The following is a 22,489-nucleotide window of genomic DNA, read 5'->3' on the forward strand; positions in this document are numbered from 1 at the left end:
CGGGGTCGCGCTCAGGCCCGGCGTGGCCGGCGCGGATCCGGACGGCGCGCCCTGCGACGCGGCCGGGACTTCGGCCATCACGCCCAGGTCGTTGGCGGCGACATCCGCCAGCCTCGCGCCATGGGTGGCCTCCCAGGCCATGTAGAACGTGATCAGGAAAAAGGCCACGGCCAGCCACTTGGTGGCCTTGGTGAGGAAGCTGGAGGAGCCGCGCGCGCCGAATACCGTCGCCGACGCGCCACCGCCAAAACCGGAGCCGGCCTGCGCACCCGCGCCACGCTGCATCAGGATCAGCGCGATCATCGCGATCGCGACCAATACGAAGATGACGTTGAGGATCAACAGCATCGGAATCAGGACTCTCGTTTCGTTACCGGGGCGCCGCCGCCGAAGCGATGGCGTTGAAGTCGGCGGCCACCAGGGAGGCGCCTCCGATCAGGCCGCCATCCACGTCCGGCTGCGCAAACAGCTCGGCCGCGTTGCCGGCCTTCACGCTTCCGCCGTAAAGAATCGGAAGCGAGCCCGCAATTCTAGCATCGCGCGCGGCGATTTCGCTACGGATGAATGCGTGGACCTGCTGGGCCTGTTCCGGGGAGGCGGTCTTGCCCGTTCCGATCGCCCAGACGGGCTCGTAGGCCACGATGGCGCCGTCGAAGGCCTCGACGCCGCCCAGCTCGATGACCGGGCCGAGCTGCTCCTCGAGCCGCCATTCGGTCTGCCCGCGTTCACGCTCGGACAGGCTCTCGCCAATGCAGAGGATGGGGGTGAGGCCCGCTTCCCGGGCCGCCATGAACTTGCGCGCGACCCATTCGCTGGTCTCGCCGTGGTACTGGCGACGCTCGGAATGTCCCACCAGGCCGTAACGTGCGCCCACGTCGATCAGCATCGCTGCTGACACCTCGCCGGTATAGGCGCCTGACTGGTAGGCGCTCACGTCCTGGGAGCCGAACGCCAGGCCACGCTCGCCATAGCGGTCGACCAGGTCGCCCAGGATCGGCAGCGGCGGCAGGATCAGGCGCTCGACACCCGCGGGGACCGGTGCGGCGACGATCTCGTCGAGCAGGTCCCAGGCGAACTTGCGGTCGCCGTGGAGCTTCCAGTTTCCTGCAACGATCCTGCGACGCATGGGGACTCCTGAGGGTGGACGGCGCCCGGGCCGGAGCCGGGGCGCGGCATTCTACCCCAGTGGGCCGGAAAAGGATGGCTACAATCGCCCGTGCATGCCCTCCTCCCACGTCCCGACCCCCAGCGCACCGACCCTGCACGGCTTCCCGCCCATCCTGGGCAAGGCGCCGCGGGTACTGGTGCTGGGCTCCATGCCCGGGGCGGCTTCGCTGGCGGCGCGCGCCTATTACGCCCACCCGCGCAACCTGTTCTGGCCTTTCATGGCCGACTGCCTCGGCTTCGCGCCCTCGCTGCCGTACCCGCTGCGCGCCCGCCGCCTGGTCGATTCGGGCATCGCAGTCTGGGACGTGCTCGCCCGCTGCGAACGCGAGGGCAGCCTCGACAGCGCGATTCGTGACGAGACCGCCGCGGCAAACGATTTCGACGCCCTTTTCGCCGCCCATCCCGGCATCGGCAGCGTCCTGTTCAATGGCGCGAAGGCCGAGGCCAGCTACCGGCGACTGGTGTTGCCGGGCCGGGCGGGCGACGGCCGCCGCCTCCTTCGCCTCCCCTCCACCAGCCCGGCGAACGCCTCCCAGCGGGTCGAGGCCAAGCGCGAGGCATGGCGACGGGCGCTGCAGGAGGCCGGCGTGGCGGTCACCGCCGGCGCGGGCGATCCGCCCCCTACTTCAGCTTGATCTCGCGCAGGCGTTCGTCCAGGTACGCCTGAGCGGTGATCGGCGCGTCGTAGCGACGGGGGTTGTCCGCCGTCACGCACCCCGGGAGGACGTCGATCAGGAAGTCCGGGTTGGGATGCAGGAAGAAGGGCGTCGAATAGCGCGGCTTCCGGGCCGCCTCGCCCCGCGGATTGACCACGCGGTGCGTCGTGGACGGATAGACGTGGTTGGTCAGGCGCTGCAGCATGTCGCCGATGTTCACGACGATGGTGTCGGCATCGGCGGTGAACGGCACCCACTCGCCCCGCCGCGAACGCACTTCCAGGCCGGCGGCGCTGGCACCGACCAGCAGCGTGATCAGGTTGATGTCCTCGTGGGCCCCGGCGCGCACGTTGGGGATGTCGTCGCTGGTGATGGGCGGATAGTGGATCGGCCGCAGGATCGAATTGCCCTGGTCGGTCTTGTCGCGGAACCAGTCCTCGGGCAGGCCGATATGCAGCGCGAGGGCCGACAGGACCGAGCTGCCCAGCGCATCCAGGGCCTGGTACAGGCCATAGGCGTGCTCGCGGAAGCCGGCGACCTCGTCGGGCCAAAGGTTGGGCGGCATGTACTGGGCGTAACGCGAATCGCGCGGGATCTCCCTGCCCACGTGCCAGAACTCCTTGAGGTCGTGGTGCTTGGAGTCCTTGGCCGTCTCCACGCCGAAGGGCGTGTAGCCGCGCGCACCGCCGGTGCCGGGCAGGTGGTATTTCATCTTGACCGGCTCGGGCAGCTCGAAGAATCGCTGGAATACGTCGTAGGCCGCTTCGATCCGCGCCTCGCCGATCCCGTGCCCGCGGATGCCCGCGAAGCCCCAGGCCTCGTAGGCCCGGCCGAGTTCGGACACGAACGCGGCGCGGTCGGCGGCGCTGACCGGCTGGGTGAACCTGCGGATGTCGAGGGTGGGGATCTGCGCCTGGCTCATCGTCTTCATCTTGTGCGGGGTGGGACCGCCGGCACGCGCGTGCCGGACGGTTGTCAGGAAGCCGCCGCGCGCACGGCCGCGGCCAAGGCGTCGAGCGTGGCCTGCATCAGCTCCGGCGAGTCGGCCTCGACCGTGACGCGCACGACCGGCTCGGTGCCGGAGGGCCGGAGGAAGGCGCGGCCCCGGCCAGCGACCGCCGCCTGCGCTTCGGCCAGCGCGGCCTTCACCGACGCCGCCTCGACCGGCTGGGCCTTGCCGGCATCGTAGCGGACGTTCACGGTCTTCTGCGGCACCTTGCGCAAGCCATCGAGGGCCACGCCCAGGCGGACGCCACGGCGCTTGAGGACCTCCAGCGCCTGCAGGGCGCTGACGATGCCGTCACCGGTGCTGACCCGGTCCAGGCACAGCAGGTGGCCGGAGGTCTCGCCGCCGAGCACGCCACCGTGCGCCATCAGTTGCTGGTGCACGTAGCGGTCGCCGACCTTGGCGCGCACGAAGCCGATGCCGCGCTGCTCGAAGGCCTGTTCGAGCCCGAAGTTGGTCATGAGGGTACCGACGACGGGCCCCTGCAGCCGCCCGTTCTGCCGCCAATCGGTCGCCAGCAGGAACAGCAGGTCGTCGCCGTCGCGGACGGTGCCGGACTCATCGACGAGCAGGACGCGGTCGCCATCGCCATCGAAGGCGATGCCGATGTCGGCGCCGCGCGCGCGGACCTGTTCGGCCAACGCCTCGGGGTGGGTGGAGCCGACGCCGTCGTTGATGTTGGTGCCGTTGGGCTCGACGCCGATCGCATCGACCCGGGCACCGAGCTCGCGGAACACAAGCGGCCCGATTTCGTAGGTCGCGCCATGGGCGCAATCCATGACGATGTGCATCCCCTTGAGGTCGAACCCGCGCGGGACGGAGTTCTTGCAGGCCTCCACGTAGCGCGCGACCGCGCCGCGGGTGCGCACCGCCTTGCCGAGCTGATCCGATTCGACCGTGCGGAAGGGCGTGTCCAGTGCCGCCTCGATGGCAAGCTCGGTGGCGTCGTCGAGCTTCTCGCCATCGGCCGAGAAGAACTTGATGCCGTTGTCGTAATGCGGGTTGTGCGAGGCCGAGATGACGATACCGCCGTCGGCGCGCAGCGAGCGGGTCAGATGGGCCACCGCCGGGGTCGGCATCGGCCCCATGAGCTGCACGTCGACGCCGGCCGCCACCAGCCCGGCCTCCAGCGCGGCCTCGAACATGTAGTTCGAAATGCGCGTGTCCTTGCCGATCACCACCTGCGGCTTGTGGTCCCGGCAGGCCTGCTTGAGGACATGGCCGTAGGCATTGCCCAGCCTGAGCACGAAATCCGCCGAGATCGGCCCCTGCCCCACCCGACCGCGGATCCCGTCGGTCCCGAAATACGTTCGACTCATGTTCAAGCGGCTCCTTCAGCTGGGTTGCCCCACGTCACGGCAACCGCGGCGTGGAGCGGCCAACCGTTCATGCGGCGTCCACGTCCGCCTCGGGCGCGGGCTGGCGCATCAGCAGGGCCAGCAGGTCTGCCAGGCGGTCGCGCATCTCGCGCCGGTCGCAGATCTGGTCGATGGCGCCATGCTCGAGCAGGAACTCCGAACGCTGGAAGCCCTCGGGCAGCGTCTCGCGCACGGTCTGCTCGATGACGCGCGGACCGGCGAAGCCGATCAGCGCCTTGGGTTCGGCGATGTTGATGTCGCCCAGCATCGCGAACGAGGCCGAAACGCCGCCGAACGTGGGGTGGGTGAGCACGGAGATGAACGGCAAACCCTTTGCGCGCAGGCGCGCCAGTGCCGCGGAGGTCTTGGCCATCTGCATGAGCGAGAACAGGCTCTCCTGCATGCGCGCGCCGCCGGTGGCCGAGAAGCACACGAACGGACACCCCTGCTCGAGCGCGGCCTCGGCGGCGCGGGCGAAACGCTCGCCCACCACCGAGCCCATCGAACCGCCCATGTAGGCGAAGTCCATCGCGCAGGCGACCAGCGGCCGCTGCTTGAGCAGGCCCTGCAGGGCGACCATGGCGTCGCGCTCGCCGGTGGAACGCTGCGCGGACTTGATCCGGTCGGCGTAGCGCTTCTGGTCCTTGAACTTGAGCACGTCGGTGGGGCCCAGTTCGGCGGCGATCTCGGTGGTGCTGCCGGCGTCGAACAGGGCCGTCAGGCGCGCGCGGGCGCGGATCGCCATGTGGTGGTCGCACTTGGGGCAGACCTCCAGGTTTTCCTCCAGCTCGGGGCGGTAGAGGACCGCGCCGCACTGGTCGCACTTCTCCCACAGGCCCTCGGGCACGCTGCGCCGCTTGGCGGTGCCGGTTTCGGTGCGGATGCCGGAGGGCATGAGTTTCTTGAGCCACGACATGCGTTGGATGTTCCTGTATTGCGGTGGGCCGGCCTTGGCATGGATGCCGACCCGCCTGGAAGCGGGGCCGGCAGTTTAGCGCAGGCGCTTCCTCAACCTGCCACGGTATCCAGTGCCGCCCTCAGCGGGCGCAGGAAGGCCCGGGCCCGGTCCGCGGCATCGTCGGGGCTGGACGCCCCGTCCAGCGCCGACACCAGGGCGCTGCCGACTACTACCCCGTCGGCTTCGCGGGCCATTGCGGCGGCGCTGGCGGCGTCCTTGATGCCGAATCCGGCCACCACCGGCACCCGGCTGCCCGCCATGATGCTGTGCAGGCGGTCGTTGGCCGCACTGGTGTCCAGGCGGTCGGCGCCGGTCACGCCCGCGTAGCTGACGTAGTACAGATAGCCTTCGCCCTCCGCGCAGAGCTGGCCGATCCGCCCCGGCGAGGTGGTCGGCGAGGCCAGCAGGACGAGCTGGAGCCCGTGCGGCCGGAACCCGGCGCGGAAATCCGCGGCCTCTTCCGGGGGCAGGTCGACCAGGAGCACGCCGTCCACGCCTGCCGCGGTCGCGGCACGGGCGAAGGCCTCGGCACCGCGGATCTCCACCGGGTTCAGGTAGCCCATCAACACCACGGGCGTCTCGCCATCATGTTCGCGGAAAGCACGCACCGCCTCGAGCACCCAGGACAGGCCCGCACCGCGCGCGATCGCGCGCTCGGAGCTGCGCTGGATGGTGGGGCCGTCGGCCATCGGATCGGAGAACGGCACACCGAGCTCGATCACGTCGGCGCCGGCCTCGACCAGGGCGCGCATGACCGGCACTGTGGCTTCCAGCGAGGGATCGCCGGCGGTGACGAAGGGGACCAGGGCCTTGCGGCCAGCGGCCTTGAGGGCGGCGAACCTGCGGTCGATGCGGCTCACAGTTCGATCCCCTCCCGCGCGGCGATGGTGTGCACGTCCTTGTCGCCGCGACCGGAGAGGTTGCACAGGACCAGCGCGTCCTTCGGCAGTTCACGCGCCAGCTTGATCGCCTGTGCGATCGCGTGGCTGGACTCCAGCGCCGGCAGGATGCCTTCGCTGCGCGTCAGCTGGTGGAACGCGGCCATGGCCTCCTCGTCGGTGATTCCGACGTACTCGGCACGCCCGGTGTCCTTGAGGAAGGCATGCTCGGGACCGACGCCGGGATAGTCCAGGCCCGCCGACACCGAATGGGTCTCGGTGATCTGGCCATCGTCGTCGCACAGCACGTACGTGCGGTTGCCATGCAGGACACCGGGGCGCCCCGCCGCGAGCGAGGCGGCATGGCGCGGCGTGTCGATGCCGTCGCCGGCCGCCTCTGCGCCGACGATGCGCACGTCGCGATCGTTCAGGAAGGCATGGAAGATGCCGATGGCGTTGCTGCCGCCGCCGACGCAGGCGGTCACCGCGTCGGGCAGGCGCCCGTACTCGGCCAGCATCTGCGCACGCGCCTCGCGGCCGACCACGGCGTTGAAGTCGCGGACCATGCGCGGATACGGGTCGGGGCCGGCGACCGTGCCGATGATGTAGAAGGTGTCCTGGACGTTGGTCACCCAGTCGCGCATCGCTTCGTTCAGGGCGTCCTTCAGCGTCGCCGAACCGCTGCTGACCGGCACCACCTTCGCGCCGAGCAGGGTCATGCGGTAGACGTTGATCTTCTGGCGCTCGATGTCGGTCGCGCCCATGTAGACCACGCATTCCAGGCCCAGGCGGGCCGCCACCGTGGCCGACGCCACGCCATGCTGGCCCGCGCCGGTCTCGGCGATGATGCGGGTCTTGCCCATGCGGCTGGCCAGCAGGGCCTGGCCGATGGTGTTGTTGATCTTGTGCGCGCCGGTGTGGTTGAGGTCCTCGCGCTTGAGCAGGATGCGCGCGCCGCCCACCTCGCGGCTCAGGCGATCGGCAGCGTAGATCGGACTGGGGCGCCCCACGTAATGGGCCAGGTCGTCCTCGAAGGCGGCGATGAAGTCGGGATCGACCCGCGCGGCGTCGTAGGCGGCAGCCAGTTCCTGCAGCGGACCGATCAGGGTCTCGGCGACGAAGCGGCCTCCGAATCGTCCGAAGTGGCCATCGGCATCCGGGAAGGCATGGAAATCGGTGGGGGCATCAAGCGTCATGGTGGCGTGTGATCCATTCGAGCCGTCGCGTCCGTCGGGGCATTGCGACGTAATTGGACAGTGTAACGGCCCGGAAGCGCGCTGCCGATGCCCCGGCCGTCGCCGGCGAGCGACTCAGCCGCGCACCGACAGGTCCGCGCGGCGGACTTCCTCGACGAACCGGCGCATCCGCTCGCCGTCCTTCAAGCCCGGTGCGCTTTCGATGCCCGAGGACACGTCCACCCCCCAGGGCGCCACCTGCTCGATGGCCGCATGCACGTTGTCCGGCGACAGTCCCCCGGCCAGCAGGGCCGGGCGCGACAGGCCGGTGGGGACCGTCGCCCAGTCGAAGGCATGCCCGCTGCCTCCGGCCTCGCCACTGGCGTGGCTGTCGAGCAGGAAGCCGCTCGCTCCCGGGAATGCGCCGAACAGCGCATCCTCGCCGCGATCCACGGTGCTGCCGCCCATCGCGATGGCCTTCAGGTAGGGCACGCCGAACTGGCGGCACCAGGCGTCGTCCTCGCTGCCGTGGAACTGCAGCAGGTGGGGCCCGACGATGCGGACCACGCGCCGGACGTCGTCGGCCGGGGTGTCCATGAACAGGGCCACCGCGCTGACCATGGGGGCCAAGGCCTGGCGAAGCAGGCGCGCCTGCTCCGGCTCGACGCGGCGGCGGCTGCGCTGGGCGAAGACGAAACCGATCGCGTCCACGCCCAGCTCGCAGGCCAGGCGGACGTCGCCTGGGCGGGTCAGGCCGCAGAACTTGATGCGGGTACGCAGGTGCGAACGTTCCATCGCGGGCACGGCCTCAGGCGTCGGACAGGGTGACTTCGGCCGGCAGGCCGCATGCCGGGGGGTATAACGGGTTGAGGAACATCAGCCCACCCGGCGGCGCGGTCGGCCCGGCGACGGTCCGGTCCCGACCGGCCAGCAGTTCGGCGATCCAGGCCTCGGGCTTCTCGCCCCGCCCCACCACCAGCAGGCTGCCGACGATGTTGCGTACCTGGTGGTGCAGGAACGCATTGGCCTGCAGTTCGAAATCGATCACCTCGCCGTCGCGGTGGACGCTGATCTCGTGCATGTTCCGGCGCGCATGCGGCGCCTGGCAGTGCACGGTGCGGAAGGCCGAGAAGTCCTGCTCGCCGAGCAGCGCCTGGGCGGCGCGGTGCATGGCCCTGGCGTCCACGGGCCGTCGCTCCCAGACCAGGTACTCGCGCATCAGCGCGGGGCGCACCGGACGATTGAGCAGGCGATAGCGGTAACGGCGCGCGCGCGCGGAGAAGCGGGCATGGAAGTCGCCGGCGACGGGCACGCACCATCGGATGCACACCGACGGAGGCAACCGCGTGGTCGTGCCGAGCACCCAGCCGCGCGGGTCGCGGGCGACCGGACTGTCGAAGTGGATGACTTGGGCCCGCGCGTGCACGCCAGCGTCGGTCCGGCCCGCGCAGACCGTCGCAATCGGCTGGCCGGCGACGAATCCGAGGGCAGCTTCCACCGCCTCCTGGACCGTCGCCTCGTCGCGACGCCCTTCCTCGCCCGGCCGGGTCAGCCGTTGCCAGCCGGAGAACGCGCTGCCGTCGTACTCGACCGCCATCGCCAGCCGCTGGACGGGCGATGCTGGCCGCCCGGCCTCATCCACGTCCACGGCCCGCCATCCCGATCACTCCAGGTCGCGCAGCATCTGCATGGCCTGCTGGCGCGCGGCCAGGTCGCCATGCAGGCGCACCTCGGCCAGCAGTTGGCGCGCGCTGTCGCGGTCGCCCAGGGCCATGTACGCACGCGCCAGCTCAAGGCGTTCGTTGCCCCCGCCGCCGCCTGCCACGGGGACCGCGTCCTCGTCGATGGCGTCGGACGCAACCGCGTCGCCGGTGTGCCAAGCCGGGGTAGCGCCGGCGGGCGACCAGGGATCTTCGTCGACGGCGGGTGTGACCGGGGCTTCGTCGTCGAGTTCACCCGCCTCATCCACATCGACCGCCACGGGGGCCGCGGCGTCGGCCGGAGCCGGCGCGTCGTCCCGGTCCGTGCGGGGGCCGTCGGTTTCCATTGCGTCGGCGTCCGCGCGATCTTCATCGAAGAACTCGTCGATGAGGTCGATGTCGGCGGCATCTTCGTCGTCGGCATCCACCGCATCGTCCACGTCCACCCCGCCCGCGCTCGCCGTCGCGGCGACGCTGGCGCCGGGGAACGCATCGGCCAGCGAAGACCGGTTCGAGGGCGTGTCGGGCGCCCGGAACACGCTTCGGGCGGGCCTTCGACGCAGTGCCAGCCCGGCCAGCAGGCCGAGGACGACCAGACCGGCGCCGGCGAGGATCCAGGGCATCACCGATCCGCGAGCGCTTTCGGAGGTGCTGGCGTTCCCGGCAAGGCGCTGCTGCGCGGCCGCCAGTTCACTGTCCTTCAGCTCGATCAGTTGCTGCTGCTTCTGCTGGAGGGCCTCCAGTTCGGCCAGGCGCGATTTCATCTCCGCCAGTTCTGCATCGCGCGCGGCCAGGGTCTCACGGGCCTCGGTCTCCTGGCGCAACTCGTCGCCCTCGCCCCCGGCGCTGGCACCGGACTGGTTGCCGGCCTGGGCATTGGCCGCCGCACCGGCCGGCACGATTTCAAGGCGCGCGTCGGCGCTGGCCGTTCCCGCGCCCGCCGAGTCGGAAGGCGTCGAAGGCGCAGCGGTTTCGCCGACGCTGCCGGCCGCCGCCGGCTGCGGGACCGCGGTGCGTCCCTGCCGCCATTGGCGGGTCTGTTCGCGGACGAGCGCGTTGGCCTCGTTCGCCCCGATCGTGAATACCTCGTCCACGCCGGGCACGCGCAACACCGCGCCGGCCTTGACCCGGTTGACGTTGCCGTCGATGAAGGCATCGGGATTGGCATGCAGCAGCGCGATCATGGTCTGGTTCATGCTCAGGCCGCGCAGCCCGCGCATGCGGCTGGCGATGCCCGAAAGGGTGTCGCCCCCCTGGACCCGGTAGCTGTCGCCGTTGATCTCGCCGACCGGGCGCGCCGGACGCGCGGCGACGGGCGCCGGGGCCTCGGGCTCCACGGTCGCGACCGGGGCGTCGTCGGCCTGCTCGCCTTCCACGGCCAGCGGCGCGGGCGTGCCCTCGGCCCCGGCCTCGGGGCCGGGCTCGACAGGCAGGGGCTCGGGACCGCGCTCGACCAGGTTGGGCTGCGAGACGACCGGTGCGTCGATCGCCGGCTGCACCGGGGCCGACACCGTCCGCGGCGTGTCCAGCAAGGCGGAATACTCGCGCACCAGGCGCCCCTGGCCCCAGTCGACCTCGACCAGGAAGGTCAGCATCGACTCGCTGACAGGCTGGCTGCTGGTGACCCGGATGACCGGATGACCCGCATTGTCCAGCGCGACCATGAAGCGCAGGTCGGAGACCACGCCGCGGGGAGGCTCCAGGCCCACCCGGGCGAAGGTCTCCGGCGACGCCAGCCCGGCCCGCAGTTGCTCGAGCTCGCTCGGGTCGCTGGAAACGATCGGGATCTCGGCCAGCAGGGGCTGGCCAAGCCGGGAATGCACGACGATCTCGCCCAGGCCCAGCGCCGCGGCCGAGCCGCTGGCGACGAGCAGGAGCAGTGCCAGCGCATGTCGCATGAATGACTTCATCAATCCCGTTTCCTCGTTCCCCGGGGCGACTCTAGCCGCCGCCGCCCTTGCCGTGCAATGCGGCGGCGTCCGTCGTCAGCCTTCGGCGACGACCAGCTCGGCCAGCTGGACCGCGTTGAGCGCGGCGCCCTTGCGGATGTTGTCGGACACGATCCAGAGGTTCAGGCCGCGCGGGTGCGAGAGGTCCTCGCGGATGCGGCCCACGTATACCGCATCGTTGCCCGAGGCATGCGTGACCGGCGTCGGATAGCCGCCGGGCTTGCGCTCGTCGACGACTTCCACGCCCGGCGCGGCGCGCAGGATCTCACGCGCGCGCTCGGGCGTGATCCTGTGTTCGGTCTCGATCGCCACCGCCTCGGAGTGGCCGTAGAACACCGGCACGCGGACGGCGGTCGGATTGACCATGATGCCGTCGTCGCCAAGGATCTTCCGGGTCTCCCAGACCAGCTTCATCTCTTCCTTGGTGAAACCGTTGTCCTGGAAGTCGTCGATGTGCGGGATCAGGTTGAAGGCGATCTGCACCGGGAAACGCTCCGGGCTGGGGTCCTGGAAGTTCAGCAGCGCGCCGGTCTGGCGGCCGAGTTCCTCCATCGCCGAGCGCCCGCCGCCGGAGACCGACTGGTAGGTGGCGACGTTGATGCGCTCGATGCGCGATTCGCGGTGCAGCGGCGCCAGTGCGACCAGCATCTGCATGGTGGAACAGTTGGGGTTGGCGATGATGCCGCGCGGGCGGTTGGCGACCTGCCCGGGGTTCACCTCGCTCACCACCAGCGGCACGTCGTCGTCGTAGCGGAAGGCCGACGAGTTGTCGATCACCACCGCGCCGGCCGCGGCGAACTTCGGCGCGTATTCACGCGAGACGTCGCCGCCGGCCGAGAACAGGGCGATGTCGACGCCGCCGGGGTCGAACGTGGCCAGGTCCTGGACGATGTACTCCTCGCCACGGTAATCGATGCTCTCGCCCGCGGAGCGCTCGCTGGCCAGCAGGTACAGCTCGCCGACGGGGAAGCGCCGCTCGGCGAGGATGGCCAGCATCGTCTCGCCCACCGCACCGGTGGCTCCGACGACCGCGACGTTTACCTTCTTGCTCATGACTGGTGTTCCTTGGATTCGTTTCGGGTGGGCAGGCTGGCCGCGCGCCGCGCGTGCCGCCCTGCCGATGGAAGGGGCGTCCGGGCCGTCGTCTCCATGCGGCGCAGCCGGAACGGCGGGCCTCCGCGCCCGGGGGCGGAGGCGCCTGTCGGCTGGCCGCTATCGTTTGTCGTCCGCCTCGCCGGCATGGCCCGGGATGCGCGGCGCGACCGCGCCCACGTCGCCGCACTGGGCGCGATGGCGCAGCGCCTGGTCCATCAGCACCAGGGCCACCATGGCCTCGCAGATGGGGATCGCGCGGATGCCCACGCAGGGATCGTGTCGACCGGTGGTCACCACTTCGACGACGTCGCCGCGGACGTCGACGCCATCGACCGGCAGCCGCAGGCTGGAGGTGGGCTTGAACGCCACCGAGCAGCGCAGGTCCTGGCCGGTGCTGATCCCGCCGAGCACGCCGCCGGCATGGTTGGAGATGAAGCCTTCGGGCGTCATCCGGTCGCGGTGCTCGCTGCCCTTCTGGGCCACCGACTCGAAGCCGTCGCCGACCTCGACGCCCTTCACCGCGTTGATGCTCATCAGGGCCGCGGCCAGCTCGCCGTCGAGCTTGCCGTACACCGGCTCGCCCCAACCGGGCGGAACGCCGCGGGCGACCACGTCGACCCGCGCACCCACCGAATCACCGGACTTGCGCAGGGCGTCCATGTAGGCCTCGAGCTCGGCCACCTGGCCGGCATCGGGCCAGAAGAAGGGGTTGCCTTCGACCACCGACAGGTCGATGCCGGTCGGGTGTATCTCCCCAAGCTGCGAGAGGAAGCCCTGGACCTCGATGCCGTGGCGGTCGGCCAGCCACTTGCGGGCGATCACCCCTGCCGCGACCCGCATGGTGGTCTCGCGAGCGGACGAGCGCCCGCCGCCGCGCGGATCGCGGATGCCGTACTTCTGCCAGTAGGTGTAGTCCGCATGGCCGGGACGGAACTGCTCGACGATGCTGCCGTAGTCGCGGCTGCGCGCGTCGGTGTTGCGGATCAGCAGGCCGATGGGCGTCCCGGTGGTCACGCCTTCGTAGACGCCCGAAAGGATCTCGATCTCGTCGGCCTCGCGGCGGGCCGAGGTGTGGCGGGTCTTGCCGGTCGCGCGGCGGTCCAGGTCGCGTCGGAAGTCGTCGGCCGCCAGGGCGATCCCGGGGGGGCAGCCATCGACCACGCAGCCGATCGCCGGCCCATGGCTCTCGCCGAAGGTGGTGACGCGCAGCAGCCGGCCGAAGCTGTTGTCGGACATCGCCGTCGCCCGTCAGCCGCGCGCGTCGGCCAGCGCGCGGATCCGGTCGTGGTGCTCGACCAGGTCCTGCCGCTCGACCACGAAGATGCCCATCTGGCCGACCTTGAACTCGACCCAGGCCATGGGCAGTTCCGGCAGCAGCGCGACCAGGGCGTGTTCGGCCTCGCCAACCTCGCAGACCAGCAGGCCGTGCTCGCCCAGGTGGGCCGGCGCATCGCGCATGATCCGCAGCGCGAGGTCCAGGCCGTCGTCGCCGGCACGCAGGCCGAGCTCGGGCTCGTGGGCGTACTCCTCCGGCAGCGCGTCGGTCTCGTCGTGGGTGACGTAGGGCGGGTTGGTCACGATCAGGTCGTAGACCTCGCCCTCGAGCGCGGCGAACAGGTCGGACTTCAGGAACTCGACGTTGTCGGCGTGCAGGCGCGCCTTGTTCTCGGCCGCGAGCGCCAGGGCGTCGTCGCTGATGTCGATGCCGTGCACCTCCCAGTTGGGGTGGTGGTGGCCGGTGGCGATGGCGATGCAGCCCGAACCGGTGCACAGGTCGAGCACGCGATGGACCTCGCGCCCGCCCAGCCAGGGCTCGAAGCCGGTTTCGATCAGTTCGGCGATCGGCGAGCGCGGCACCAGTGCGCGGGGGTCGGACTTGAAGCTCAGGCCCGCGAACCAGGCCTCGCCGGTCAGGTAGGCCGCCGGCACGCGCTCGCGGATGCGGCGCTCGAACAGGGCCAGGACCCGCGCCTTTTCCTGCGTGGTGACGCGCGACTGGCCATAGACCGGGCTGAGGTCGTGCGGCATGTGCAGGGCGTGCAGGACCAGCTGCGTGGCCTCGTCGAGGGCATTGTCGTAGCTGTGCCCGAAGGTCAGGCCCGCGTCGGCGAACAGGCTGCCGCCATGACGGATCAGGTCGACGATCGTGACCTGTTCGAAGTCGGCGGTCAGCGGGGCAGCGCTCATGGCATGTTCACGGCGGGTCGGGGGATGACCGGCGATTATAGCCGTCGCCGGACGCGCGTGGCCGGTATGATTCGTCCGCGCCTCATTCGGAACGCTCATGTTCAACCGCACAACTGTTTATATCCTCGTCGCCGCGCTGGCCGCCGGCCTGGGCCTGTGGGCCTCCACCCACCATTTCGGCCCCGTGACGGCTTCGGCCGAAGCGCCCGCCCTGCAGGCGGTGCGCCTGTTCGAGCCGGCCCGCGAACTGCCTGCCTTCGCGCTTGCCCAGTCCGACGGCACGCCGCTGGAGCCGGCCGAGTTGCAGGGGCACTGGACCCTCGTGTTCCTCGGTTTCACCCATTGCCCCGACATCTGCCCCACCACCCTGGCCGAACTGGCGCGCGCGCAGAAGGCCTGGGAGGCGACCCCGGAGGCCACCCGCCCGCGGGTGCTGTTCCTCTCGGTCGACCCTGAGCGCGACACGCCGGAGCTTATCGGCCAGTACGCGCACGCCTTCCACAAGGACACCCTGGCCGCGACCGGCAGCCTGCCGGCCGTCGAGGCCTTCGCCACCTCGCTGAGCATGGTGTTCTCCAAGGCACCGCCGCCGGAGGGCTATCCGGCCGACCAGTACACGATCAACCACAGCGCGACCATCGCCGTGCTCGACCCGCAGGGGCGCATGGCCGGACTGGTGCGTCCGCCCTTCGAGCCGATGAAGATCGCCGCCGACCTCCAGGCCCTCACCGCGGCGGGCGCGCCATGAGCCTGCTGACCACGCTGACCCATGCCCTGCCCCACCGCCTGCTCTCGTCGATGGCACGGTCGCTGGCGTATTCCGACAACGTGCGGACCAAGCAATGGCTGATCGACACGGTCACGCGCCGCTTCGGCGTCGACCTGTCGGAGGCGGCGCAAGCCGATCCCACCGCGTACCCGACCTTCAACAGCTTCTTCACCCGCGCGCTGAAGCCCGGCGCGCGCGTCGCCGACCCGGATCCGCGCGCGTTCCTGATGCCGGCCGACGGCCGCATCAGCCAGTGCGGCGCGATCGAGGGCGACGGACGCATCTTCCAGGCCAAGGGCCAGTCATTCACCGCCGCCGAGCTGCTGGGCGACGCCGCCCTCGCCGCCCCCTTCCATGGCGGGGTCTTCGCCACGGTCTACCTGTCGCCGCGCGACTACCACCGCGTGCACATGCCCTGGACGGGCACCCTGCGCGAAACCGTGCACGTCCCCGGCCGGCTCTTCAGCGTGGGTCCCGATGCCGTGCGGCGGGTACCGCGCCTGTTCGCCCGCAATGAACGCCTGGCCTGCCTGTTCGACACCGATTTCGGCCCCATGGCCTCGGTCATGGTCGGCGCGTTGCTGGTCTCGGGGGTGGAAACCGTGTGGAGCGGCGAGGAGATCCCCGAGTACGGCGACCGGATCACGCGCAAGGACTACCGTGGCGAGGCGATCCGCCTGCAACGCTTCGAGGAGATGGCGCGCTTCAACTACGGCTCCACCGTGATCGTCCTGCTGCCGCCCGGGGTGGCCACGCTCGCCCCCGGCCTGCAGGCCGAAAGCGCGGTCCGCCTGGGCCAGCGCCTGGCCACGCGCGACTGAGGCCGGGCCAGCGGAAGAACTGCGCCCGGGCCGGTCGGGCGCCGGCCGGGCCGGCGCGAGCGGTCAGTTCTGGCAGCCCTCCAGGCTCAGCCGCTGTCCGGGACGGATGGTGTAGCGCGGCGCGGAGATATTGTTGGCGCGCGCCAGCTGGCCGGTCCCGCACTGGAACTTGCGGGCGATCGAGGTCAGCGTCTCGCCGGCCTTGACCCGGTATTCGCGCGGCGTGCCCGCCACCGGGACCGGGGCCGCGGGGGTGAGCGCCGGCCGGCTGCGCACGATGGCCGAGTCCGGATCGCTCGACACCAGCGTCCGCGCCAGTTCGGCACGGGCGCCGCGCGTGCACCAGCGGTTGTACAGCCCGACCATGCGCGTGGTGGCATCCAGCCGCGTGCCCGCGGGCAGCAGGCTGTCGGCCTGGTAACGGGGATTGAGGTTGCGAAGCACGCGCATGTAGCCGTCGCGCGTGCCGCCATTGCCCAGGCAGATGGTCAGCTCGTAGATCGACGCCGGCTGTTCGAGCACCAGCGTCGCCCGGCGCGCGTCGACCTTGGGGAATTCGATGCCGTACTGCTTGGGATGCAGGAACAGCCAGGCCGCGGCGATCACCATCGGCACGTAGTCGCGGGTCTCGGCCGGGAACTCGTTGTAGACCGACTCGTCCCAGAAATCCTTGCCCAGGTGCTCGCGGTGGACGCGCCGCGCGCGTCCCTCGCCACCGTTGTAGGCCGCAAGCGCCATCTCGATGTTGCTGTTGAGTTCCCGCATGCGCTCGTTGAGGTAGCCCACGCTGGCCTGCGAGGCCGAATAGGGGTCGTAGCGGGTGTCGAAGCCGGTGCTGTCCTCGCCCAGGCCAAAACGCTTGCCGGTGGCGTACATGAACTGCATCGGGCCCGCGGCCCCGGCGCGCGAACGCGCGTGGACCTTGCCGTTGGATTCCTTGGCCATGATTCCGAACAACAGCGCTTCGGGCAGGCCCGCGCGCTCGTATTGCGGCCACATCAGGTGGCGCAGGTACTGGTAGTTCTCGTAGCTGTTCATCAGCGACGGCCGCATGTCGGTCAGCCAGCGGCGGATGCCGGCCTGCACCGCCGGGTTGTACTTGACCATGTCGTCGAAGCGGTGGCGGCGGTCGTTGAGCAACGCCGCGGCGCGCGCGGCCTCGGGCACGTCGGCCGCCAGCGGATCGGACTCGCCCTCGGCCAGGTCCACGTGGTCGGGATCGACGTCGCTGGGGTCGACCGCGTCGGCGAACGGGTCGGCGTCGTCGAGGTCGTGCTTGAGCAGGCGCTTGTAGGTCGCCAGCAGCGTGGTCGGCGAGCAGCCTCGCTGCTTGACGCAGGCGGCCAGGACGTCCTCCATGTCCTCCAGCGCGGCGTCGCCCATCTTCACGCCTTCCGGATCGGCATTGGCGGTCTTGACCAGTCCCTCGCGATACTGCGCCTCGGCCGCGGCCATGCGCTGGTTGAGGACGTCGACGGCGGCCTGGTCGCGCCGCGACAGCGCCGACGCATCGAATGGAGCCCAGGACAACAGCAGGGCCAGCGGGCACGACAGGCCGAGTGCCAGCGGCGATACGCGAGCAAATACAGGCATGGAAAGCAACATGAAGCCAAGGTGATGCCGCAGGGTATCGCCTGCGCGGGGCATCCCACAACAGGGCTGACGCCGGTCACGGAAACGGGCGCACGCGCGGCGTCGACGAGGCTGCGGCGCGGCCCGGCTTGCCACTAGAATCGTGCCTGACCTGAATGGAGCGGCGCATGGATCCCATCCTCATCGGCAAGGCCATCACTTCGCCCGACGCGCTGGCCGCGAGCGCCGGACACGTGGTGCTGCAACCGCACCTGGGCAACCGCCATGGCCTGGTGGCGGGCGCCACCGGCACCGGCAAGTCGGTGACCCTGATGGTGCTCGCCGAGGGGTTCTCGCGCATCGGCGTGCCGGTGTTCATGGCCGACGTGAAGGGCGACATCGCCGGACTCGCGGTCGCCGGCTCCATGAACGACAAGCTGCAGGCCCGGATCGACCAGATCGGCATCGATGGCTACGCCAGCGAAGGCAGCCCCACGGTGTTCTGGGACCTGTTCGGCAAGCTGGGCCATCCGGTGCGCACGACCGTCAGCGAGATGGGCCCCACCCTGCTCGCCCGTATCCTGGAACTCAACGACACCCAGTCCGGGATCCTGGAGATCGTCTTCCGCCTCGCCGATGACCGCGGCCTGCTGCTGCTCGACCTGGAGGACCTGCGCGCCCTGCTCAACCTCGTCGCCGCCGAACGCAAGGACATCTCCACGAAGTACGGCCTGGTGACCACCCCCTCGATCGGCGCGATCCAGCGGGCCCTGCTGCGGCTGGAGGGCGAAGGCGCCAACATGTTCTTCGGCGAGCCGGCACTCGACCTGGCCGACCTGATGCGCACCACGCCCGACGGCCGCGGCGTGATCAACCTGCTGGCGGCCGACACCCTGGTGCTCAAGCCACGCCTGTATTCGAGCTTCCTGCTGTGGCTGCTGTCGGAGCTGTTCGAGCAGTTGCCCGAGGTCGGCGACCTGGACAAGCCCCGGCTGGTGTTCGTGTTCGACGAGGCCCACCTGCTGTTCGACGACGCGCCGGCGGCCCTGCGCCAGCGGGTCGAGCAGGTGGTGCGGATCATCCGTTCCAAGGGCGTGGGCGTGTACTTCTGCTCCCAGTTCCCCGACGACGTCCCCGACGAGATCCTCGGCCAGCTCGGCAACCGCTTCCAGCACGCCCTGCGCGCCTATACGCCGCGCGACCAGAAAGCGGTCCGTACCGCGGCGGAGACCTTCGTCGCCAATCCGGCGCTGGACGTCTCCGACACCATCTCCCGCCTCGGCACCGGCGAGGCACTGGTGTCCACCTTGCAGGACAAGGGCATCCCGATGCCCGTCGAGCACACGCTGGTGGCGCCGCCGCGCTGCCGGATGGGCGCGATCACAGGTGCCGAGCGCGCCGCGGTCCGGGCGACGAGCCCGGTGGGCATGAAATACGACACCGCGATCGATCGCGAATCGGCGGCCGAAATGCTAGCCACCAAGGCGGAAACGGCTGCCCGCGAAGTGGAAGCGCCGCCCGCGCGCACGCGCGAACAGGACGACGCCGAGGACGGCGGCTTTGGCCAGGCGGTCAAGGACGCGGTGTTCGGCACCAAGCGCCGCCAGGGCATGCTCGAGACGATGGGCAAGCAGACCGCACGTACCGTCGGCAACCGCATTGGCCAGCAGATCGTACGCGGCCTGCTCGGCGGCCTGTTCGGCCGCAAGCGCTGACCCCCATGCACAGGAACCTCCCGATGCCCGCCATGCACCGCTCTTTCATCGCCCCCATCCTCCTCGCGCTGGCCCTGGCCGCGTGCCAGCGGGGCGAGGATGCCGCGCAATCGACGACGTCCACTGACACCGACCCGGAACAGACCCCCGCGGCGGTGCTTCACGAGGTCACGCCCGCCGACGCCGCGCCCGCCACCGAGCTCGACACCAAGGCGCTGGCCGGCCGTTTCCAGGGCACCCTGCCCTGTGCCAGCTGCGCGGGTATCGATACCGTGCTGGCGCTGCGGGGGGATGGCACGTTCGCGATCAGCGAGCGGTATCGCGACGAAGCCGGCACCCGCTTCGACGTCGAGGGCACCTGGAACGCGGAAGGAGACCGGGTCAGGCTGGACCCCAACGCCAAGGACGAACAGGACCGCCTGTTCCAGTGGTCGCCGCCCGACGAGCTGCGGCTGCTCGACAGTGAAGGCCAGCCGGTCTCGAGCGAGCCCGCGCAAAGCCTGGTCCGCGCGCCGGACCCGGCCTGAGGCGCCGGCGCGATGGGCCGCTGGCGACCGCCTCCGGAAAAGAGCACCGCGTTGATCACCCGCGAGGGGCACGATCGCCTCAAGCGCGAGCTCGACGAATTGTGGCGCGTCAAACGGCCCGAGGTCGTGCAGGCCCTGGCCGCCGCGGCGGCCGAAGGCGACCGTTCGGAGAACGCCGAATACACCTACCGCAAGAAGCAGCTCAGCGAGATCGACAGGCGCGTGCGCTATCTCAGCAAGCGGGTGCCAGCGCTGAAAGTGGTCGAGGGCCGCCCGGCGGACCCGCGCGCGGTGTTCTTCGGCGCCAGCGTCGAGGTGGAGCGGGTCGACGACGGCGAGTGCCGGCGCTACCGGATCGTCGGTCCGGACGAAACCGACGCCCCTCGCGGCTGGATCAGCATCGATTCGCCCCTGGCCCGGGCCATGCTGAAGAAGCAGCTCGACGACGAGTTCGAGGCCAGCCTGCCGACCGGCCCCGCGCGCTTCGTCATCGTGGACGTCGACTACGGTCGCTGAGACGCTCCCCCGCCAGCGGCGGACCCCGGGAACGAGAAAGGCGGGGATAGCGATATCCCCGCCTTTCGAGCGCGTCGGGGACCCGGTCCCACCGACGAGGTGCCATGCATTGGACGGCGGGTTCTTCGGGTCACCCGCCGCATCGAACCGTCCCACGCGCTGTGTGGTCCACGATACGCCCCCGGAGCCGCCTGCGGGCATCAGGGTTTCCCCGATAGCGCTCTAGGGGATTCCCCTACGACACCGGGGGTTCAGGCCCGCCCCATGCCAATGCGGCCCACGGCGTGCGACCCTAGCCGCATCGACAGCGCGAGGCATCCGGAACCGTCATGGAGATCGGCCTGCAGGGCATCACCACGGCCGCCGCGATCGGCCTGCTGATCGGGCTCGTCCGCGAGCGACATGCGGACCATGGCGCGGTCGCCCAGGCCGGCATCCGGACCCACGCCCTCATCGCGATCGCCGCGGCGGTCGCCATTGCGTTCGGCCCCTGGGTGCTGGCCGCCCTGATGCTCGGGGTGGGCGCGCTCGCCGTGGCCGGATATCGGCAAAGCCGCGCGCACGATCCCGGCCTGACCGGTGAGGTGACCCTGCTGACCACGCCCCTTCTCGCCGCGCTGGCGCAGTCGGCCCCGACCTGGGCCGCTGGACTCGCGGTGGTGGTGGCCGGGCTGTTGTTCGCCAAGGCGCCGTTGCAGGGCTTTGCCCGGCGCTGGCTGGCCGAGCGCGAGGTGCAGGACGGCCTGATGCTCGCGGCCGCCGCACTGGTCGTGCTGCCCCTGCTGCCCGATCGGCCGGTGGACCCCTGGGGCGTGCTGGTGCCGTCGGTGATCTGGCGCCTCGTCGTCCTGGTCATGGGCGTCGGCCTGCTGGGGCATCTCGCCCTTCGGCTGGTCGGCGCACGCTGGGGCTTGCCGCTGGCGGGCTTCCTGTCCGGCTTCGCGTCTTCGACCGCCGCCGTCGCCAGCTTCGGCCAACAGGCCCGCCAGACACCCGCCCGCTCCGCGTCGGCGGCGTCCGCGGCGCTGCTGGCCAACCTGGCCTCCCTGCTGCTGCTGGCGGCAATCGTGGGCGCGACTTCGCCCGCCCTGTTGCGCGCCAGCGCGTGGCCTCTTGCCGTCGCCGGCCTGGTCGTGACGGTGGCGGCGCTGCCGGGCCTGCGCGACCCGGGCGGCGCAGCGGGCACGCCGCCCGCCGAAGCGCCGGCGTTCCATGTCGGCCATGCGCTGTTGCTCGGCCTGGTGTTCAGCGCGGTGCTGTTGGCGTCGGCCGGCCTGAACCGACTGTTCGGCGATGCCGGGGCCATGGTCGCGGCCATGCTGGTCGCGCTGGCGGAGTTGCATCCGGCTGCGGCGAGCATCGCGCAGCTGGCCGGCGGCGGCGAGCTGGAAATGGGCCGTGGGCGAATCGGCCTTGCCGCGCTGCTGGTATCGGCGGGCGTGGCCAAGAGCGTGATCGCCTTCGCCAGTGGCACCCGGCGCTACGCCGTGCAGGTCGCCGCGGGACTGGCCGTGATGGCGACCGCGGGAGTGGCGATAGCGCTGTCGATGGCATGAGTCGGAGTATCTGCGCGCCTCGGCGATGGGACGCGGCCCCGGTTGCGCTTCGCTTGACCGGGCTACGTGGCTGCCAGCGCAGGCGCAGCGGACGAAAGCCTTTGACCTTGTCTGGGGATTCCACCCGATCGTGCGCCGTGTCCAAGCGCGATGGTGGGTATTGGGCTCGACCCACCCTGCGGCGACGCTGCGGCCAAATCCATTCGCCGGAGCCACAAACCGTCGTTCCAGAGAACGATGGGGGCCAGCCTTTGGCAAGGCTCGGCAGTTCTCCCCGGCCCAGCGCAGCGCGCTGGGCGTTCGCCCAGACCGCGCGGCAGTGCCGCGCAAGCGGTCCGCCTCACCCCGGCGTTCGCTGGGATGACGAGGCGTGGTGGCGCATCACCGTAGGATGGGTTGCGCGAAGCAAAACCCATCATTCATCGTGCATGCGAGCACGGCGGTGGGTTTCGCCTTCGGCTCTACCCACCCTACGGTCCTGCAGATCGCCGCCGGCCTGGCCGCGATGGCGACCGCCGCCGTCGCCCTGGCCCTGTCGATGGCGTGAGTCGGGATGGCGGCGCGCATCGAGGATGGGACGGCCCCCGGGTCCCCGGGTGCGCTTCGCTTACCCGGGCTACTTGGAGCGGTGCCGTTGCCGTTGCCGTTGCCGTTGCCGTTGCCGTTGCCGTTGCCGTTGATCTTGATCTTGATCTTTGCGACTTTGAGGCCACCGAGCACCGCAGGCCGTGGCGGTCGAAGAGGCGCCCTTGTTTGAGCGAAGCGAGTTTGGGCGCCGTGCCGCCACGACCGAGGCGCACAGGGAACCGGTGCGGCGAAGCCGGACCGGCGGCCGATGGAGCCGGCGGTTTTGGTTCCTTTTGACAAGACAAAAGGGACTCGCA

22 protein-coding genes are annotated in these 22,489 nt (G+C 70.6%); 8 read left to right on the forward strand and 14 right to left on the reverse strand.

What is annotated here, in order from left to right; genetic code table 11:
* On the reverse strand, positions 1 to 348 hold a 348-nt coding region (secG, locus tag FKV25_RS08110), incomplete at its 3' end, for a preprotein translocase subunit SecG (protein ID WP_141518290.1).
* Between the two features lie 22 nt (positions 349 to 370).
* A complete protein-coding gene (gene tpiA / locus FKV25_RS08115) occupies positions 371 to 1,126 on the reverse strand; it encodes a triose-phosphate isomerase (protein WP_141518291.1) in 756 nt (251 codons plus the stop codon).
* 94 nt (positions 1,127 to 1,220) lie between these two features.
* Between tpiA and FKV25_RS08120 the strand changes: the two genes are divergently transcribed.
* Positions 1,221 to 1,802 (forward strand): DNA-deoxyinosine glycosylase, encoded by a 582-nt coding sequence (locus FKV25_RS08120; protein ID WP_141518292.1) that lies wholly within the window; start codon positions 1,221 to 1,223, stop codon positions 1,800 to 1,802.
* Here the strand turns inward: FKV25_RS08120 and FKV25_RS08125 are convergent.
* The 11 genes from FKV25_RS08125 to prmB all read right to left on the reverse strand — a co-directional run bounded on the left by FKV25_RS08125 (position 1,789) and on the right by prmB (position 14,129).
* Positions 1,789 to 2,745, reverse strand: coding sequence for an isopenicillin N synthase family dioxygenase (locus tag FKV25_RS08125; protein WP_141518293.1), 957 nt, complete (start codon positions 2,743 to 2,745; stop codon positions 1,789 to 1,791). The two genes, FKV25_RS08120 and FKV25_RS08125, sit on opposite strands and share 14 nt — an antisense overlap.
* A 53-nt stretch (positions 2,746 to 2,798) precedes the next feature.
* On the reverse strand, positions 2,799 to 4,148 hold the full coding sequence (gene glmM / locus FKV25_RS08130; RefSeq protein WP_141518294.1) for a phosphoglucosamine mutase: 1,350 nt from the start codon (positions 4,146 to 4,148) through the stop codon (positions 2,799 to 2,801).
* A gap of 67 nt (positions 4,149 to 4,215) precedes the next feature.
* Positions 4,216 to 5,103, reverse strand: coding sequence for an acetyl-CoA carboxylase, carboxyltransferase subunit beta (accD, locus tag FKV25_RS08135; RefSeq protein ID WP_141518295.1), 888 nt, complete (start codon positions 5,101 to 5,103; stop codon positions 4,216 to 4,218).
* A 92-nt stretch (positions 5,104 to 5,195) separates the two neighbouring features.
* The gene (gene trpA, locus FKV25_RS08140; protein WP_141518296.1) at positions 5,196 to 6,005 is read right to left on the reverse strand and encodes a tryptophan synthase subunit alpha; all 810 of its coding nucleotides are present in this window, start codon (positions 6,003 to 6,005) and stop codon (positions 5,196 to 5,198) included.
* Complete coding sequence (gene trpB, locus FKV25_RS08145; RefSeq protein WP_141518297.1) at positions 6,002 to 7,219, reverse strand: tryptophan synthase subunit beta; 1,218 nt, start codon at positions 7,217 to 7,219, stop codon at positions 6,002 to 6,004. The genes trpA and trpB overlap by 4 nt, the downstream gene beginning before the upstream one ends.
* Before the next feature lie 114 nt (positions 7,220 to 7,333).
* Complete coding sequence (locus FKV25_RS08150; RefSeq protein ID WP_141518298.1) at positions 7,334 to 7,993, reverse strand: phosphoribosylanthranilate isomerase; 660 nt, start codon at positions 7,991 to 7,993, stop codon at positions 7,334 to 7,336.
* Between the two features lie 13 nt (positions 7,994 to 8,006).
* Positions 8,007 to 8,795 (reverse strand): tRNA pseudouridine(38-40) synthase TruA, encoded by a 789-nt coding sequence (gene truA, locus FKV25_RS08155; protein ID WP_141518310.1) that lies wholly within the window; start codon positions 8,793 to 8,795, stop codon positions 8,007 to 8,009.
* A 66-nt stretch (positions 8,796 to 8,861) separates the two neighbouring features.
* Positions 8,862 to 10,808 carry a FimV/HubP family polar landmark protein gene (locus FKV25_RS08160; protein WP_141518299.1) on the reverse strand — a complete coding sequence of 649 codons (1,947 nt, stop codon included), beginning with the start codon at positions 10,806 to 10,808 and terminating at the stop codon, positions 8,862 to 8,864.
* A 75-nt stretch (positions 10,809 to 10,883) separates the two neighbouring features.
* Complete coding sequence (locus FKV25_RS08165; protein ID WP_141518300.1) at positions 10,884 to 11,900, reverse strand: aspartate-semialdehyde dehydrogenase; 1,017 nt, start codon at positions 11,898 to 11,900, stop codon at positions 10,884 to 10,886.
* 159 nt (positions 11,901 to 12,059) lie between these two features.
* Entirely contained in the window at positions 12,060 to 13,178 is a 1,119-nt protein-coding gene (aroC, locus tag FKV25_RS08170; RefSeq protein ID WP_141518301.1) for a chorismate synthase, read from the reverse strand.
* Between the two features lie 12 nt (positions 13,179 to 13,190).
* Positions 13,191 to 14,129, reverse strand: a complete 939-nt coding sequence (gene prmB / locus FKV25_RS08175) for a 50S ribosomal protein L3 N(5)-glutamine methyltransferase (protein ID WP_141518302.1) — start codon at positions 14,127 to 14,129, stop codon at positions 13,191 to 13,193.
* A 97-nt stretch (positions 14,130 to 14,226) separates the two neighbouring features.
* On the opposite strand from prmB, the gene FKV25_RS08180 reads away from it, so the two are divergent.
* Both FKV25_RS08180 and asd read left to right on the forward strand, forming a co-directional pair.
* Complete coding sequence (locus tag FKV25_RS08180) at positions 14,227 to 14,877, forward strand: SCO family protein (RefSeq protein WP_141518303.1); 651 nt, start codon at positions 14,227 to 14,229, stop codon at positions 14,875 to 14,877.
* Entirely contained in the window at positions 14,874 to 15,719 is an 846-nt protein-coding gene (gene asd / locus FKV25_RS08185) for an archaetidylserine decarboxylase (RefSeq protein WP_141518304.1), read from the forward strand. The genes FKV25_RS08180 and asd overlap by 4 nt, the downstream gene beginning before the upstream one ends.
* 63 nt (positions 15,720 to 15,782) lie before the next feature.
* Here asd and FKV25_RS08190 read toward each other — a convergent pair whose 3' ends face one another.
* Entirely contained in the window at positions 15,783 to 17,312 is a 1,530-nt protein-coding gene (locus FKV25_RS08190; protein WP_141518305.1) for a transglycosylase SLT domain-containing protein, read from the reverse strand.
* Positions 17,313 to 17,479: 167 nt separating this feature from the next.
* Between FKV25_RS08190 and FKV25_RS08195 the strand changes: the two genes are divergently transcribed.
* The 5 genes from FKV25_RS08195 to FKV25_RS16580 all read left to right on the forward strand — a co-directional run bounded on the left by FKV25_RS08195 (position 17,480) and on the right by FKV25_RS16580 (position 22,152).
* Positions 17,480 to 19,006, forward strand: a complete 1,527-nt coding sequence (locus FKV25_RS08195) for a helicase HerA-like domain-containing protein (protein ID WP_141518306.1) — start codon at positions 17,480 to 17,482, stop codon at positions 19,004 to 19,006.
* Between the two features lie 23 nt (positions 19,007 to 19,029).
* A complete protein-coding gene (locus FKV25_RS08200) occupies positions 19,030 to 19,533 on the forward strand; it encodes a copper resistance protein NlpE (RefSeq protein WP_170218590.1) in 504 nt (167 codons plus the stop codon).
* Positions 19,534 to 19,545: 12 nt separating this feature from the next.
* A complete protein-coding gene (gene greB, locus FKV25_RS08205; protein ID WP_141518308.1) occupies positions 19,546 to 20,049 on the forward strand; it encodes a transcription elongation factor GreB in 504 nt (167 codons plus the stop codon).
* Positions 20,050 to 20,378: 329 nt separating this feature from the next.
* Complete coding sequence (locus tag FKV25_RS08210; RefSeq protein ID WP_141518309.1) at positions 20,379 to 21,605, forward strand: MgtC/SapB family protein; 1,227 nt, start codon at positions 20,379 to 20,381, stop codon at positions 21,603 to 21,605.
* A 424-nt stretch (positions 21,606 to 22,029) separates the two neighbouring features.
* A complete protein-coding gene (locus FKV25_RS16580) occupies positions 22,030 to 22,152 on the forward strand; it encodes a hypothetical protein (protein ID WP_281286218.1) in 123 nt (40 codons plus the stop codon).
* The last annotated feature ends 337 nt before the right edge of the window (positions 22,153 to 22,489 follow it).

This window comes from Marilutibacter aestuarii (genome assembly GCF_006546775.1).
Lineage (GTDB): Bacteria > Pseudomonadota > Gammaproteobacteria > Xanthomonadales > Xanthomonadaceae > Marilutibacter > Marilutibacter aestuarii.

Coding starts and splice junctions, on each gene's coding strand:
- tpiA (WP_141518291.1), bottom strand. CDS start 1,126: ATGCGTCGCAGGATCGTTGCAGGAAACTGGAAGCTCCACGGCGACCGC.
- truA (WP_141518310.1), bottom strand. CDS start 8,795: ATGGCGGTCGAGTACGACGGCAGCGCGTTCTCCGGCTGGCAACGGCTG.
- accD (WP_141518295.1), bottom strand. CDS start 5,103: ATGTCGTGGCTCAAGAAACTCATGCCCTCCGGCATCCGCACCGAAACC.
- FKV25_RS08210 (WP_141518309.1), top strand. CDS start 20,379: ATGGAGATCGGCCTGCAGGGCATCACCACGGCCGCCGCGATCGGCCTG.
- FKV25_RS08120 (WP_141518292.1), top strand. CDS start 1,221: ATGCCCTCCTCCCACGTCCCGACCCCCAGCGCACCGACCCTGCACGGC.
- trpB (WP_141518297.1), bottom strand. CDS start 7,219: ATGACGCTTGATGCCCCCACCGATTTCCATGCCTTCCCGGATGCCGAT.
- asd (WP_141518304.1), top strand. CDS start 14,874: ATGAGCCTGCTGACCACGCTGACCCATGCCCTGCCCCACCGCCTGCTC.
- FKV25_RS08150 (WP_141518298.1), bottom strand. CDS start 7,993: ATGGAACGTTCGCACCTGCGTACCCGCATCAAGTTCTGCGGCCTGACC.
- FKV25_RS08160 (WP_141518299.1), bottom strand. CDS start 10,808: ATGAAGTCATTCATGCGACATGCGCTGGCACTGCTCCTGCTCGTCGCC.
- FKV25_RS08200 (WP_170218590.1), top strand. CDS start 19,030: ATGCCCGCCATGCACCGCTCTTTCATCGCCCCCATCCTCCTCGCGCTG.
- prmB (WP_141518302.1), bottom strand. CDS start 14,129: ATGAGCGCTGCCCCGCTGACCGCCGACTTCGAACAGGTCACGATCGTC.
- greB (WP_141518308.1), top strand. CDS start 19,546: ATGGGCCGCTGGCGACCGCCTCCGGAAAAGAGCACCGCGTTGATCACC.
- FKV25_RS08125 (WP_141518293.1), bottom strand. CDS start 2,745: ATGAGCCAGGCGCAGATCCCCACCCTCGACATCCGCAGGTTCACCCAG.
- FKV25_RS08180 (WP_141518303.1), top strand. CDS start 14,227: ATGTTCAACCGCACAACTGTTTATATCCTCGTCGCCGCGCTGGCCGCC.
- glmM (WP_141518294.1), bottom strand. CDS start 4,148: ATGAGTCGAACGTATTTCGGGACCGACGGGATCCGCGGTCGGGTGGGG.
- FKV25_RS08195 (WP_141518306.1), top strand. CDS start 17,480: ATGGATCCCATCCTCATCGGCAAGGCCATCACTTCGCCCGACGCGCTG.
- FKV25_RS08190 (WP_141518305.1), bottom strand. CDS start 17,312: ATGCCTGTATTTGCTCGCGTATCGCCGCTGGCACTCGGCCTGTCGTGC.
- aroC (WP_141518301.1), bottom strand. CDS start 13,178: ATGTCCGACAACAGCTTCGGCCGGCTGCTGCGCGTCACCACCTTCGGC.
- FKV25_RS08165 (WP_141518300.1), bottom strand. CDS start 11,900: ATGAGCAAGAAGGTAAACGTCGCGGTCGTCGGAGCCACCGGTGCGGTG.